14 protein-coding genes are annotated in these 14598 nt (G+C 47.0%); 2 read left to right on the forward strand and 12 right to left on the reverse strand.

From position 1 onward, the window contains the following. Positions 1-65: 65 nt before the first annotated feature. The 11 genes from trxA to zapA form a co-directional block, all read right to left on the reverse strand. Positions 66-380, reverse strand: coding sequence for a thioredoxin (gene trxA / locus ACINLD_RS16680; RefSeq protein ID WP_026588172.1), 315 nt, complete (start codon positions 378-380; stop codon positions 66-68). Between the two features lie 186 nt (positions 381-566). After that, positions 567-1544, reverse strand: coding sequence for an electron transfer flavoprotein subunit alpha/FixB family protein (locus ACINLD_RS16685; RefSeq protein ID WP_026588173.1), 978 nt, complete (start codon positions 1542-1544; stop codon positions 567-569). Positions 1545-1583: 39 nt separating this feature from the next. Next, complete coding sequence (locus ACINLD_RS16690; protein ID WP_026588174.1) at positions 1584-2357, reverse strand: electron transfer flavoprotein subunit beta/FixA family protein; 774 nt, start codon at positions 2355-2357, stop codon at positions 1584-1586. A gap of 31 nt (positions 2358-2388) precedes the next feature. Continuing rightward, positions 2389-3165 (reverse strand): enoyl-CoA hydratase, encoded by a 777-nt coding sequence (locus ACINLD_RS16695; protein WP_026588175.1) that lies wholly within the window; start codon positions 3163-3165, stop codon positions 2389-2391. A gap of 2 nt (positions 3166-3167) precedes the next feature. Further along, entirely contained in the window at positions 3168-3767 is a 600-nt protein-coding gene (locus ACINLD_RS16700; protein ID WP_026588176.1) for a TetR/AcrR family transcriptional regulator, read from the reverse strand. 153 nt (positions 3768-3920) lie between these two features. Then, positions 3921-5600 (reverse strand): long-chain-fatty-acid--CoA ligase, encoded by a 1680-nt coding sequence (locus tag ACINLD_RS16705; protein WP_026588177.1) that lies wholly within the window; start codon positions 5598-5600, stop codon positions 3921-3923. 217 nt (positions 5601-5817) lie between these two features. Then, positions 5818-6222: a DUF350 domain-containing protein gene (locus ACINLD_RS16710; RefSeq protein WP_026588178.1), complete on the reverse strand. Its 405-nt coding sequence runs from the start codon at positions 6220-6222 to the stop codon at positions 5818-5820. A 19-nt stretch (positions 6223-6241) separates the two neighbouring features. Then, the gene (locus tag ACINLD_RS16715) at positions 6242-8599 is read right to left on the reverse strand and encodes an endonuclease MutS2 (RefSeq protein WP_077737187.1); all 2358 of its coding nucleotides are present in this window, start codon (positions 8597-8599) and stop codon (positions 6242-6244) included. Positions 8600-8615: 16 nt separating this feature from the next. After that, complete coding sequence (polX, locus tag ACINLD_RS16720; protein WP_410207092.1) at positions 8616-10331, reverse strand: DNA polymerase/3'-5' exonuclease PolX; 1716 nt, start codon at positions 10329-10331, stop codon at positions 8616-8618. Positions 10332-10460: 129 nt separating this feature from the next. Beyond that, positions 10461-10997 (reverse strand): CvpA family protein, encoded by a 537-nt coding sequence (locus tag ACINLD_RS16725; protein WP_026588181.1) that lies wholly within the window; start codon positions 10995-10997, stop codon positions 10461-10463. An 8-nt stretch (positions 10998-11005) separates the two neighbouring features. Next, complete coding sequence (gene zapA / locus ACINLD_RS16730; RefSeq protein ID WP_026588182.1) at positions 11006-11263, reverse strand: cell division protein ZapA; 258 nt, start codon at positions 11261-11263, stop codon at positions 11006-11008. A gap of 151 nt (positions 11264-11414) precedes the next feature. Between zapA and rnhC the strand changes: the two genes are divergently transcribed. Then, positions 11415-12347 (forward strand): ribonuclease HIII, encoded by a 933-nt coding sequence (gene rnhC, locus ACINLD_RS16735; RefSeq protein ID WP_026588183.1) that lies wholly within the window; start codon positions 11415-11417, stop codon positions 12345-12347. 348 nt (positions 12348-12695) lie between these two features. Here the strand turns inward: rnhC and ACINLD_RS16740 are convergent, their stop codons facing one another. Further along, positions 12696-13028 (reverse strand): hypothetical protein, encoded by a 333-nt coding sequence (locus ACINLD_RS16740; RefSeq protein ID WP_026588184.1) that lies wholly within the window; start codon positions 13026-13028, stop codon positions 12696-12698. Positions 13029-13791: 763 nt separating this feature from the next. Here ACINLD_RS16740 and ACINLD_RS16745 point away from each other — a divergent pair. Next, positions 13792-14592 (forward strand): zinc-dependent metalloprotease, encoded by an 801-nt coding sequence (locus tag ACINLD_RS16745; RefSeq protein ID WP_026588185.1) that lies wholly within the window; start codon positions 13792-13794, stop codon positions 14590-14592. Positions 14593-14598 lie beyond the last annotated feature (6 nt).

Consider the following 14598-nt stretch of genomic DNA (forward strand, 5'->3'; position numbering starts at 1 on the left):
TACAATTGGAGGAGCTGCTAAGAAAAAAGCGATCCCCTGGGAATCGCCTTTTCTCGTTCTATATTTTACAAATGCTTGTTGATCAGTTCTTCAAGCGCTTCTTTCGGTTTAAATCCGACAGATGTTTCAACCACTTCACCGTCTTTTAGTACGAGTAAAGTCGGGATGCTCATGACGCCGTATTTGCCGGCTGTTTCCTGGTTTTCGTCAACATCGATTTTGACGATTTTCAGTTTGTCTCCCATTTCTTGATCCAGCTCTTCAAGGACTGGCGCAATCATTTTGCAAGGTCCGCACCAAGGAGCCCAGAAGTCGGCAAGGACTACGCCTTCGCTTGTTTCAGTTGAAAAAGTTTGATCAGTTGCTTTTACGATAGCCATTCTTTCATTCCTCCAATTGTGAAATTATGCTTTTTAGTATAGCATCTCCCTTTGGTTCACGCTAACATAATGCTTGAATATACGTTTCCCCATCAGGCCGTGTTTTACACATGCACATATATCCCATTTTATTTGTCCGGCCGTCAAGATGTGCGATCAAAAAAGCCGGCGATCAGGCCGGCTTTTTTAAGTGCTGACACTCAGCTTTTTAAATTCTTCCGTCAAAAGCGGAACGACCTCAAACAGGTCTCCGACAATGCCGTAATCGGCGACTTTGAAGATGTCGGCTTCAGGATCTTTGTTGATGGCGACGATGATTTTGCTGTTTGACATCCCGGCAAGGTGCTGAATCGCTCCCGAAATGCCGCAGGCGATGTAAAGGTCCGGTGTGACGACCTTTCCGGTCTGGCCGATTTGCAGCGAATAGTCGCAGTAGTCCGCATCACACGCGCCTCTTGAAGCGCCTACAGCGCCGCCGAGCACATCGGCGAGCTCCTGAAGCGGCTTAAACCCGTCTGCGCTTTTCACACCGCGTCCGCCGGCAACGATGATTTTCGCTTCTGACAAGTCGACGCCTTCAGACGTTTTTTTGACGACATCGCGGATCACCGTTCTGATGTCCTGGATGCTGACTTCGGCTTTTTCAACAGCTCCGGTGCGCGCGTCATCTTTCGCGAGCGGTGCGATATTGTTCGGCCTGATCGTCGCAAAAATCATCTCGTCTTCAGAAATGATCCGTTCAAACGCTTTTCCAGAGTAGATCGGCCGTGTAAACACGGCGTTTCCGCCTGCCACCTCGACATCGATGGCATCTGAAATCAACCCTGTTCCCAAACGGGCCGCAAGCTTTGGAGACAGATCTTTTCCCATTGATGTATGGCCGATGATGAGCGCATCCGGTTTTTCTTTTTCCAGAATCGGCATCATCGCTTGTGCGAAGCCGTCCGATGTGTAGTGTTTCAGCATTGGATCCTCGGCTGTCAGCACTTTGTCGGCGCCGTAGCGGATCATATCATCCGCATGATTTGAAACGCTTTCACCGACCAGGATACCGATCACCTCTCCCCCTTCGGCAATCGTTTTTCCAGCGGCTATCGCTTCAAAGGTGACGTTTCTTAATGTGCCGTCCCGGCATTCTCCCAATACGATAACTTTTTTGCTCATATCATTTCCCCCTGTATGTTGATGACCGTGCTACTCCCCTTAAATCACTTTCGCTTCGCTTCTCAAAAGAGACACAAGATCTGCTGCCTGCTGCTTTGGCTCCCCTTCAAGAATCTTCCCGGCTTCTTTCTTCGGCGGTAAAAACCGTTCGATTGTTTTCGTTTTACTGGCGACATCGTCTTCATCCACATCGAGATCATCCAGCTCCAATTCTTCAAGCGGCTTTTTCTTCGCCTTCATGATTCCCGGAAGAGACGGATAGCGGGGCTCATTTAATCCCTGCTGAGCGGTGGCAACGATCGGCAGAGTCGTTTGCACCACCTCAAGATCGCCTTCTACATCGCGTTCTGCCTCAACATCCCTGCCGCTTACGGAAAGCTTAGTGATCGTTGTAAGGCACGGGATTCCAAGCAATTCAGCCAAGCGCGGCGCTACTTGTCCTGAGCCCCCGTCAATCGCCACATTTCCTCCGAGAATGATGTCGTATTCCTTCTCTTTCAAATAGTGAAAGAGGATGTGGGACGCCGTATATTGGTCGGCTTCTTCCAAATCGTCTTCGATATTGATCAGCACAGCTTTGTCACACCCCATCGCAAGCGCCGTCCTGAGCTCTTTTTCAGACTCCTCTTCACCGACCGTGACAACCGTAATCTCGCCGCCGTGCTGTTCCTTAAGCTGAAGCGCTTCTTCAATCGCGTATTCGTCGTACGGATTAATGATGAATTCCGCTCCGTCGGTTGCGATTTCCCCTTGTTCTATCTGAATTTTCTCCTCTGTGTCAAACGTGCGTTTCATTAAGACATAAATGTTCATGCTCTTTTCATCCCCTTTGTTTTCACGCTTGTTATTTCCCTTTAAAGTGCGGCTTCCGCTTTTCGAGGAACGCCTGAATCCCTTCCTTCGCATCTTCGGACTGGAAGACTTCGCCGAAATACTTGCCCTCAAGCTTCAGGCTGCCTTCATAAGAGTAAACTTTGCCGGTATTCAAAAGCTCGATGACATAAGCCATGGTTTGCGGACTTTTCTCCGCAAATTTTTGCGCCAGCTCTTTTCCTTTCGTTAGCACTTCAGCTTCATCGGCGGCCAAAATGGTGACAAGGCCGTAATCAAAAGCTTCTTTCCCGGTAATCGGTTCTGATGTTCCGATCATCTCAAGGGCTTTCGCTGTTCCTACGTATTTCGGAAGGCGCTGTGTACCGGCGAATCCCGGAATGATGCCAAGGTTCAGCTCTGGAAGGCCGAGCTTGGCATTTTCCTCGGCAATCCGGATGTGACAGGCCATTGCGAGTTCAAGCCCGCCTCCGAGGGCAGCTCCATGTATGGCGGCAATAATCGGCTTTGGAAAAGACTCCACTTTTTCAAAGATTTGCTGACCCTTATCTGCAAGACCGGCAGAATCAGATCCATCCATCAATGATGTAAATTCCTTAATATCGGCACCCGCTGAGAAAAACCTTCCTTCTCCGTGAATGATGACGCTTCTGACCTGTTGATCTTCGGCAAGTTCATCAAGAGCAGCCGAAAGATCCTCAAGGACTTTTGATGAAAGCGCATTGGCCGGCGGATGCTGGATCGTAATGACAGCGACATGTCCGTCTATGGATGTTTGTAATGTTGCCATGTTTATTCCCCCTCTTTCTTCGTTTCGCTGAAGCCATGTATCAGCAATTCATGAATGCTGTCTGCCAAATGAGGCAGATCGTATTTTTGGTCATTCATCACCCAGGTTGTCACCGTTTCATCCACTGTGCCGAAAATCATCTGTTTCGCTAAGCGGACATCGAGCGATTTTTTGAATTCGCCCGCTTCTTTTCCTTCTGTGATGATGTCTTCCAAAATCATTAAGTAGCCTTTCAATATTTCATTGATTTTCAGCCGCAGCTCGCGATGGGACTGCCTCAGCTCAAGCTGGGTGACAATCGCCAGGTGCCGGTCGCTGCTCAGCAGTTGAAAGTGCTTTTTGATGAACAAAGACAGCTTCTCTGTCGCCGAATTTTTCGCTTTCATTTCTTCGTTCATTTGCTCGATAAACTGGCCCATTTTCTCTTTAAACAGTGAGATGAGAATGTCCTCTTTGTTTTTGAAATAAAGATAGATGGTGCCGTCGGCCACACCTGCCTGCTTGGCAATCTTGGAAACCTGAGCCTGATGGTATCCGTTTTCTGCAATCACAATGACAGCTGCATCAATAATCTGCATATACTTTGGTCTCTTCTGTTTCAATTGGCTTCGTTCCTTTCACATTAATGAATGAGGATTCATTCATGATTTAATCGTAAATAAATCCGCAGGCTTTGTCAAGATCAGAACATGAAATTCCTTCTTCAGAGCCTTACATAAAAGCATGCCGCCAAAATCGACGGCAGACTCCGCTGTTCATACGTTTGCCTTTTCCTCATGGACCAGCGCTCGTCTTAAAATTTTCCCGACCGCCGTTTTCGGGAGTTCGTCCCTGAACTCATACACTTTCGGAACTTTATAGGGCGCCAGACGGGACCTGGCATATTCGTCCAATTCCTTCTCCGTTATTGTAGCATGATCTTTTAAAACAACAAAGGCTTTAACGGTTTCTCCTCTGTATTCGTCAGGGATGCCGCAGACAACGGCTTCCTGAATGGCCTCATGCTCATAGAGCACCTCTTCGATTTCGCGCGGGTAGATGTTAAACCCTCCTGCAATGATCACATCTTTCTTGCGGTCGACAATATAAAAGAAACCGTCTTTATCCATGTACCCGATGTCCCCGGTAAAAAACCATCCATCCCTGAGGGAAGCAGCGGTTTCTTCATCATTGTTCCAATAGCCTTTCATCACTTGAGGACCTTTGACGACGATTTCTCCATGCTCATAAGGCTCGAGAAAACCGGACGCATCATCCGAATAGATGGCGGCATCCGTGCCCGGCCATGGACAGCCGATGCTTCCCGCTTTATTCAGATCCCAAATAAAATTGGCATGGGTGACCGGGGATGTTTCAGATAATCCATATCCTTCAACAAGCTTTCCTCCCGTCACTTTTTCAAATTGCTGCTTGACTTCAACTGGAAGCGCGGCTGATCCGCTTAAACAGCATTTAATCGATGAAAGATCATATTGATGGATCTCGGGATGGTTCAAGAGAGCAATATAAATCGTGGGTGCGCCCGGAAATATGGTCGGCTTTTCTCTATCGATCGTCTTCAGCGCCGTACGCGCGTCAAACCTTGGCAAAAGGACCATTTCATAACCTTGCTTGATCGTGAAGTTTAAGACCGCCGTCATTCCGTATACGTGGAAAAACGGAATGATCCCGAGCACTTTTTCTTCGCCTTTTTTCAATTTGTAAAACCAGGCGGCACACATTTCCATATTGGCTAATATATTGCGGTGGGTGAGCATCACGCCTTTTGGCGTCCCTGTGGTGCCTCCGGTATACTGAAGGACGGCAATGTCGTGTGCGGGATCAATATCAATGGCTGGCGGATCGTCGGGAGCCGGGCGCTTCATGATTGTGCGAAAAAGGTGGGTCGTGTCATTTTCGAAGATTTCAACCGTCATCTGGTTCTGCTTTTTTTGGACAAACGGATACAGCAGGTTTTTAGGAAAAGGCAGATATTCTTTAATGCTTGTTGCAATGATATGCTTCAAATTTGTTAACGCTTTCATTTTATGTGCCGCCGGATACAGCACATCGAGCGTGATGATGATTTCCGCTCCGCTGTCCTGAAGCAAATGTTCAAGCTCCCTTTCTGTATAAAGAGGATTTGTCTGGACGATGATGCCTCCTGAGAAAAGCACCCCGTAATAGGCGATAACCGCCTGTGGACAGTTCGGCAGCATGATCGATACCCTGTCTCCTTTTTTCATGCCGAGGGACCATAAATAGTCTGCCATTTTTAAAGCTTCCTCGTATACCTGCCGATAGGATCGCTTCTTTCCGAGAAAGTGAATGGCTGTTTTTTCAGAAAACTGTTGGGCGGATTGCTGCAGGATGGATTGGAGCGTTTGATCATGAAACTCCAGGTCATGAGGAATTTGTTCAGGATAATGAAGCAGCCACGGTTTTTCAGTCGGCATAGGAGCCCCCCTTTAACAAATATAGTCTCAATTTCAGTATAGCAAAACAATATTCAGAAAGTAATGATTTTTTCAACTTTCAAAAAAGCCGCCCGGAAACCATGTACCGGGCGGCATTCTTCTTACATATAAAACACAATATAGATAAAGCCGATGATCATAAATATCCCTGCTGTGCAAAACAGGATTTTCGCTAATTTTTCCATGCTGATCCCCTTTAGATTCCGGAGGCTACGACAAATGACAGACCGACAGAGATGACGAATGAGATGAAGCCGACGGCGCGGTTGTCATTTTCAATCTCCTTGTCGATTTTAAAACGCGGCGTCAAAAATTCAAAAATGAAATAGCCGATGAGCAGCAGCATAAAACCAAATAATCCCCATCCCATCATTTGCAGCAGAGAATTGTGCTGACTGATCGATTTTTGCAGCACATTGGCGATGCCTAAAATTTTTCCGCCCGTGGCCATCGCCACAGCCAAGTTCCCTTTTTGAATTTGTTCCCAATTTTTATATGCGGTGACAAGCTCAAAGACAGACAAAAAGATCACCAGGCAAAGAACGGAAACACTGTAATAGGCGGCAATTTCGACGAGGTCGTTTTCCCAAAACTGTTTCATGCTTTCCAGACTCCCTTTTTTATTTTAATTCGACAATGGTGACTCCTGATCCTCCCTCTCCCGCTTCGCCGAACCGGGAGTTTTTCACATTGCGGTGGGATTTCAACAGGTCCTGAACGCCTTTTCTCAGAGCGCCTGTTCCTTTTCCATGGATGATCGACACCCTTGGATATCCGGCCAGCACCGCATCATCCAAATATTTTTCAACCCTGTGAAGCGCGTTTTCATACCGTTCTCCCCTGAGGTCGAGCTCAAGTGAGACATGATAATCCTTGCCTTTGACAGCGGCAATCGATTTTTGTTTTTCGGGCTCCGGCGCCGATTTCACAAACTCCAGATCCTTTTCCTTCACTTTCATCTTCAGGATGCCGATTTGCACATTCCATTCATCTGCACCCGTTTTTTCAAGCAGTGTCCCTTTTTGGCCAAAGGTCAAAACCTTGACTTCATCCCCCGGCTTCAAGGTGCGCTTATCCGTTGTTTTCTTCGCCGGCTTTTTCGTCTTTTCAAACGAAGGCACGGCTTCTTCAAGACGCTTTTTCGCCTCGATTAATTCATGGTCTTTAAACGCTTTATGGTCTTCTTTGATCATGCGCAGCGACTGGATGATCTCGTCTGCTTCCCGCATGGCTTCCTTGACTTTCTCGGCCGCTTTTTTCTCAGCTTCTTCATAGAGCCTGTCTTTTTGCTCCTGCCATTCGCTGAGCTGCTTCTGCAGGTCGCGGTGCAGGGCCGCGGCCTCCGTTCGGATCGCTTCGGTTTCGGCAAGCTCTGCTTCGGCGCGTTTTTTGCTGTCTTCAAGGGAGGCGATCATCGTATCGACTTCATTGTGCTCATCCGTCATCTCGGATTTGGCACGGCCGATCAAATGATCAGGCAGACCGAGGCGCTTCGAAATTTCAAAGGCATTGCTTCGGCCCGGCACACCGAGCAGCAGTTTATAGGTCGGGGACAATGTTTCAATATCAAACTCTACGCTCGCATTGATGACATCGCCGCGGTTATAGCCGTATGCTTTCAGCTCGGGATAGTGAGTCGTGGCAATCACGCGGGCGCCCGTCTGACAGACCTCGTCAAGGATGCTGATCGCAAGGGCCGCCCCCTCCTGCGGATCTGTTCCGGCCCCGAGTTCATCAAAGAGCACAAGGCTGTTTTCCGTCATGTCCTGCAATATATCGACAATGTTCACCATATGTGAAGAAAATGTACTTAAACTCTGTTCGATCGACTGTTCATCGCCGATATCGGCAAACACCTGGTCAAACACAGCGGTTTCCGAGCCTTCCCCGGCCGGCACATGCAGTCCGGACTGCGCCATAATCGTCAAGAGCCCGAGCGTTTTCAGCGTCACCGTTTTCCCCCCTGTGTTAGGTCCGGTGATCACGATGGCTGTGTATTCTCCGCCGAGCTCGATATCGTTGGGAACGACCTCACCTTGGGGCAAAAGCGGATGGCGGGCTTGGATAAGGCGCACATAGCCGTCGGCATTGACAGCCGGTTTAACCGCTTTTGTCGCTTTTGCGTATTTCGCTTTGGCGAAAATAAAGTCAAGGGTTTGCAGGATGTTCACATCGTGAAAAAGCTCGTCCGTATGCTCTGCCGTTTTTTCTGTCAGCATCCGCAGAATCCGTTCGATCTCCTGTTTTTCTTTGACCTTTGCCTGGCGAAGCGAGTTGTTCATATCCACGATCACCTGTGGTTCGATAAACAGGGTCGCCCCGGAGGATGACTGATCATGCACAATTCCCCCGTAGCTTGATCTGTACTCCTGTTTCACGGGAATGACGAAGCGGTCGTTTCGAATCGTGATAATCGTGTCCGAGAGCATTTTTTGTGCGGAAGAAGACCGCAGCATCGCTTCCAGCCGGTCCCTGATTCTTGACTCAAGGGTCCTCAGCTGCGTCCTGATTCCCCGCAGTGTTTCTGACGCATGGTCAAGCACTTCTCCGTGGTCGTCGATGCAAGAATTGATGTCTTTTTCCAACTCAGAAAGCGGAATCAGCTGTTCCGCATACTGATGCAGAAAAGGGATCTCCACGCCGTCCTCAAACAAACCTTCAAGAAAATGCTTCATCTGTTTGGCGGCATATAAAAGCCCCGAAATCTCCGTAAACTCCCCAGGGCTTAACAGACTGCCGATTTCAGCTCTCCGCAACGCTTTTCTAATGTCTGTCAGGCCGCCGAACGGGGCGCTGCCTTTTAATCGCAGCACGGTCCCCGCCTCATCGACTTCTTCCTGCAGCTTACGGACTTCTTCCAGTGAAACCGAGGGCTTGAGCTCAAAAAGCATCTCCTTCCCTAAAGAAGAGGCCGCATGCTCTGCTAGCTGTTCTTTTACTTTATGAAATTCAAGTGCTGATAGCGCTTTTTGCTGCAAAATCAATTAAACCTCCTTAAGTTCGATGGCGCGACAAAAAGGCTTGGACTTCTTCAAAGGAACGGGCATTCAAGACGTTCGCTTTCCCTGTCCATCCTTTTCTCGCTGCCGTAACGCCTGTTGTCATATCATCAAGCATCGCCGTATTGTGGGCATCCGTATTAATGACCAGTGTCACCCCTGCGGCATTCGCTTTGATCAAATGTTCCATTCTCAGATCAAGCCGCGCCGGGTTGGCGTTCAGCTCCAACGCTGTATTCGTTTTTTTCGCCAGCTCGATCAGCTGGTCAATATCCACTTCATAGCCGGCTCTTTTTCCAATCAGCCGGCCCGTCGGATGGGCGATAATGTCAACGTGCTGATTCTTCAGCGCGTTTTCGAGCCGCTTCATGATGACATGCTGCGGCTGTGAAAAGCTCGAATGGATTGATGCGATGACAAGATCCATCTCGCTCAGCAGTTCATCATCATAGTCAAGCGTCCCGTCAGGCAGGATGTCCATCTCAACGCCTTTAAAAATGTGAAAATCGCTAAATTCCTTGTTCAGTTCGTCAATTTCTTTCGCCTGCATGCGCAGCCTTTCCGGAGTCAAGCCGCCTGCCACTTTTAAATATTGCGAGTGGTCGGTGATCGCCATATAACGGTACCCTTTTGCCATGCAGGCTTCAGCCATTTCCCTGATCGAAAACGCGCCGTCGCTCCACGCCGAGTGCATATGGAGGTCTCCTTTAATATCTTCCGCACAAATCAGCCCGAGATCATCGCTGTATTCCTCGACTTCTTTTCCCGTCTCCCTCAGCTCCGGCGGAATAAACGGAAGTCCGAAATGGGCGAAAAACTCTTTTTCGCTTGAAAATGTCCGGATATCACCCGTTTCGACGTTTTCGACGCCGTATTCACTGATCCTTTCGCCTCTTTCTTTGGCGAGCTGGCGCATTTTGATATTATGATCTTTTGATCCTGTAAAATGATGGAGTGTCGTTGAAAACTGTTCTTCGGTTACAAGCCGGAAATCGGCGCTGATTTCGTTTTCGAAGGAAAAAGTCAATGACACCTTTGTATCTCCGCTGGCAATGACCTCCTTGATGTTGGAAAGCTTCAAAAGCCCGTCGCGAACAAGGGCCGGATCAGTGACAGCCATAATATAGTCAAGGTCTTTCACGGTTTCCTTAGCCCGTCTTAAACTCCCTGCCCGCGAGAATTTCACGAGGCCCGGCAGCCCTTTAAGCTGCTCTTCGATCACATCGGCGACGGCCAAAGCGACCGCGATCGGGTACCGTTCAGGGCGTTTTCCGGCTTCTCCCAAAGCTTGGAGGATTTTTTCTTCCGTTTTTTTCCCGAATCCGGCAAGCCCCTGAACCTTCTGCTGTTCGCAGGCTTCTTTTAAGGAAGCCGCATCACAGACGCCCAGCTCCTGATACAGCTTGGCGATCTTTTTACCGCCAAGGCCGGGAAGCTTCAACAGCGGCACAAGCCCTTCCGGAACCTCTTCTTGCAGCCGTTCAAGCGTGCCGGACACACCGTGGTCCATATATTCTTTGATAACGGCGTATGTCCCTTTGCCGATGCCGGAAAGAGACATCATATCATCAATTTCCGAGAGGCTGCGGTCATCCTGTTCAAGCGCCGCCGCGGCCTTTCTGAACGCTGATGTTTTAAACGGGTTGTCCCCTTTCAGTTCCATATATATCGCAATCGTTTCAAGCAATCTGATAACATCTTTTTTGTTCACTTTTTTCACCTCTTGTTTCCCCGTATACATCCTGTTTCAATCATACAAATTTTTGGCTGTTCCGACAACAAACAGCCGCCTTTCGACAACTCTTTCACTGAAAAAAACTTCCCTTAAAGCAGAGAAGTTTTACAAAGACCCGTACTCATTCATCAGATTGTTGAGCATGTTTGACAGATACGGCGTTTTATGAATAATCAAATCGGCCAATACCGAGTTCGACATCATGCTTTGCAGCGCATCAATCGGCAGCAGCGCACCGATGAACAAGACGACAAACACAAATAAATAAATCTCGGCGAAACCGAGCACAGCCCCGAGAATCTGGTTGATTTGCTTAATGATCGGAATGCTTGCCACTGCGTCCAGAAATGATGCGGCAATTCTAAGCAGGATGATCGTCAGGAAAAAGAGAATCAGAAACGCGATCATGTTGTAATAGGCGCCTTCAATACTCCCGCTCACAAATGCGAGCGCCGCCTGGCCGCCTGAAAAATCCGGAGACGGAATCCAGCCGAGCTTCGGCGCAAGATCGCCGTAATAGGTTCCGGCTACAGCGATCGCGGCGATAAACGTGATCAGACGGATAAACTGCCTGATAAACCCTCTTTTCAATCCGATAAACAGACCGGACAAAAGCAAAATGATAATGATGATATCTAACATCGTGATGTTCAATCCTTTTCTTTAATTTGTCCTTTTAATCTTTCAAGCTCTTCCTTCAGCTTCAAGTAATCGTGAACCACGTTCACAGCGGTCAGAACGGCAAGCTTATTTATATCAAGATACGGATTTTTTTCATTGATTTCTCTCATTTTATCATCCACAATTGAAGCAACGTGCCTCATATGGCTCTTCGTTTCTTCGCCGACAATTGTGAAGTGCTGACCGTAGATGTCAACTGTTGTTTTTGTTTTACGACCATCAGACAACGTTTCTCCTCCATTCCACTTGTGCGAGAATCCTAGTCTATATCATAACATGATTACAGATTGAATGGAAAGACGAGCCCTCCGCTGTTATGATACACTTATAAAAATGTTGATAAAGCCTGTTTTATCAGCTGAAAAAGGAGATTGAACCGTGTCACATTCCGTTTTAAAAGTTCCCTATCCCGTTATTGAACGAATGCAGGACCACTACCGTTCTGATTTGACCTCCCAATCGGTGCAGGGAGCGGTTTTCCAGGCCAAACCCCAAGGCTGCACCATTACAGCATATCGCTCAGGAAAGGTTTTGTTCCAAGGAAAAAACGCCGAAAAAGAAGCTGAGCGCTGGGCGGCTGCGGCCGAAGCACCGGCGGAAAAAAAGCCCGCTTCCAAAAAAAGCGCCCCGTCCGTCTATCAGCCGCCTGAAGGCATCGGCTCCATGTCTGTGATCGGCTCTGATGAAGTCGGAACAGGCGATTATTTCGGTCCGATGACAGTCGCGTGCGTATACGCCGATAAAACAAAGCTTCCTCTTTTAAAAGAGCTGGGCGTCAAAGATTCAAAGCATTTAAAGGACCCGCAGATCATCCAAATCGCACGCGATTTAATCAAGACGGTCCCCTACAGCCTGCTCGTTTTAAGAAATGAAAAATACAATGAGATGCAGCAAAAAGGCATGAGCCAGGGAAAAATGAAAGCCCTCCTGCACAACCAGGCGATCACGAATCTGCTCAAAAAAATGGACGGCATACGCCCAGAGGCCATTTTGATCGACCAGTTCGCCGAGCCGGCCGTCTATTTTAAACACTTGGCAGGCAAGACCGCCATCAAAGAACGCACATATTTCAGCACAAAAGCGGAAGGCATCCACCTCTCCGTCGCCGCGGCTTCAATCATCGCCCGCTATTCATTTTTAATGGAGATGGATAAGCTGTCAAAAGAAGCCGGATTCCCGCTTCCGAAAGGCGCCGGACCGCTCGTCGACGAAGCGGCGGCAAAGCTGATCAGAAAAAAAGGCGAAACTGCCCTGCGGCAGTTTACAAAGCTGCATTTTGCGAATACGCAGAAGGCGAAGCGGATGGTTTAGCGGTGAAAAGTACTCCTGTTGTGCAGGGGTGCTTTTTTGTTCGGCGGGAGTAACCGAGAGGGAGTGGATACGGTGCCACTTATGAAGCTGACGCCTATATTGATAAGGAAAAGGTGCGTCTTCTGGTCATTAAAACAGCGGCCGCCCATCAGTATACAACATCAATGTACAAAAGATCAGTATCTGCATTTGGACTAAATACTCACGTCGTTTTCCTTCTCTCTATCGCATGATAAAATGGAATAGAAAAAGATCCCCTTTTTGTCGGATTTGAATATCAAAAAACCTTGAAAGGCAGTAGCCAATCAAGGTAGAAGAGATGAACACTATATTCATCACCTATAAGCATTAATCATCATCACCAAATAATAACTCATCCATTTCTTCTCGATCTTTTGCAATACCTTCATAAGTTTCGATCAAGTTCTTTACCATTTCAAGTGTTATTTCTCTGTTATTTTCATTAATTTTAATGCTGGCTCCCAATGATAGTAACTGTTCTATTATGTTTACTAATGATTTTAATTCTCCCGTGTCATAGTAATCACATTCAATAACAGGTTTTCCAGATTCAATTGCCTGCTTTAGTTCCTTAATAGGTTTGGACGATGTTTTTCTTAATAACGAAATGTACTTAGTAATATTTGAATCATTGAGCACTTCCACATCAATCAAGTTCATCATAATAACTCCCTTCTAAAATAAAAATCTTTAATATCTTTAATCGGTTTTCCCGGGAGACTATCCTCCATGCTATCACTATAAATGCTCGCTTGTTGTTACTGGATATACCACTTCTCCATTATCGCTTAAGTGAGGGAATTTAGAAGTACTATAACTGTGATGTCCTTGCATGGTTTTCCCTTCAAATTTAGGTCTCTTATTATTTAAAATATCTTGTGCCTGCTCTTTTGACCAATTTCTTGTCACCGTTAGGTATTTTTGTTTTTTCTTGTTTCCAAAAAACTTAACACTTTTGTCTCGCTTAGCAAAATAATGTAGATTTAAAGATATTCAGATCACCGTAATAAACGATTTTGAATAGGAATTAATCATCCTTGTTTAGTTCAGAATGTGATGTTCAAAAACTGCCTTTAAATAATCCCAAGAGCTGTCGCCAAAAGGATGACAGCAACCTCTCCCGTCTTATCATAGACGGAGCGATCTGCTTTAAGCTTTTGATTTTTCAAATTTCTCTTTCTGCATTTGTTATGTGTGACAGCCACTAAAAGCGCAAAATTCTTTTCACTTCTCCATGTTCAAAGACCTGTCAAACGGCAGGTTTTTTTGTCTATATATTTTGTCGAAACACTGTGATTTGCAGGAATATCGAAAGAGCAACAAAAAGAACGTATGATTTATGTCCTCTTTTCGGATGAATTGAAGGAATTTTTAGATAATTCCTAGAATTCCTGATTTGTTCAAAATAAAGGAGGGGTACAAAGTGAAAAAGCGTTCTTTATTTTTATCGTTATTACTTACCGCCGGCATCATTCCCGGGGTAACGGCGGGAGCCGCGAAAGACAGCGGACACGATCACACGCATGCGGCCGAAGGGACTTATATCGATTCATTACCTAAAGCGAAAACCTTTAAAGATTTGCATGGCAAAGTTCAGATTGAAAAAACGACGAAAACGAAAATACTTAATGAAAAAGGAAATGTCGTCGGACAGAAAACCTTCAAAAAGAATACAGGCAATGGAAAGTTTTCGACACAGGCGAACACAGGCAGCCAAAAGGTGAGCGTGTTGGCGGTGGCAGACGCGCAGTACCGGGCAAAATACAGCGACTGGCAGACGAGGATCGTCCAAATTGTTGAACAGGCGGATGTGATGTTCAACCGCGATCACAGCATTGATTTTGTCGTAGAGGCAGTTGCCCCTTGGACATCCTCCGGCAGCAACAGTTCTCAGATTCTATCAAACCTTCAGCGCAATTTTAGCGGGAAAAATTATAAATTCGTCGTCGGATTTACAGCCAACAGCCATTTTGACGCCGGCGGCATCGCTTATGTATACAGCGGCAAACCGGGTGGCAGCGCCTTCAGCGTCAACCTTGATCAGGGAACGGCTAATACGGCAAAAGCAGCCACACATGAGTTCTCCCATAACTTCGGGTTACACCATGATGCGCAAGGAAGCGGCATTCGCTGCATCATGAATTACGATTACGCATACACAGTCGATGTCTGGGATTCGTCGCATAACAGCCAGATTGAAAACAATAAAGCTTGGTACAAGTAAAAAAAG

Origin of the sequence: Bacillus sp. z60-11, assembly GCF_046464135.1 — a bacterium.
Taxonomy (GTDB): domain Bacteria; phylum Bacillota; class Bacilli; order Bacillales; family Bacillaceae; genus Bacillus; species Bacillus sonorensis_A.

Coding starts and splice junctions, on each gene's coding strand:
- ACINLD_RS16705 (WP_026588177.1), bottom strand. CDS start 5,600: ATGCCGACTGAAAAACCGTGGCTGCTTCATTATCCTGAACAAATTCCT.
- ACINLD_RS16710 (WP_026588178.1), bottom strand. CDS start 6,222: ATGAAACAGTTTTGGGAAAACGACCTCGTCGAAATTGCCGCCTATTAC.
- ACINLD_RS16725 (WP_026588181.1), bottom strand. CDS start 10,997: ATGTTAGATATCATCATTATCATTTTGCTTTTGTCCGGTCTGTTTATC.
- trxA (WP_026588172.1), bottom strand. CDS start 380: ATGGCTATCGTAAAAGCAACTGATCAAACTTTTTCAACTGAAACAAGC.
- ACINLD_RS16690 (WP_026588174.1), bottom strand. CDS start 2,357: ATGAACATTTATGTCTTAATGAAACGCACGTTTGACACAGAGGAGAAA.
- ACINLD_RS16740 (WP_026588184.1), bottom strand. CDS start 13,028: ATGAACTTGATTGATGTGGAAGTGCTCAATGATTCAAATATTACTAAG.
- ACINLD_RS16685 (WP_026588173.1), bottom strand. CDS start 1,544: ATGAGCAAAAAAGTTATCGTATTGGGAGAATGCCGGGACGGCACATTA.
- ACINLD_RS16695 (WP_026588175.1), bottom strand. CDS start 3,165: ATGGCAACATTACAAACATCCATAGACGGACATGTCGCTGTCATTACG.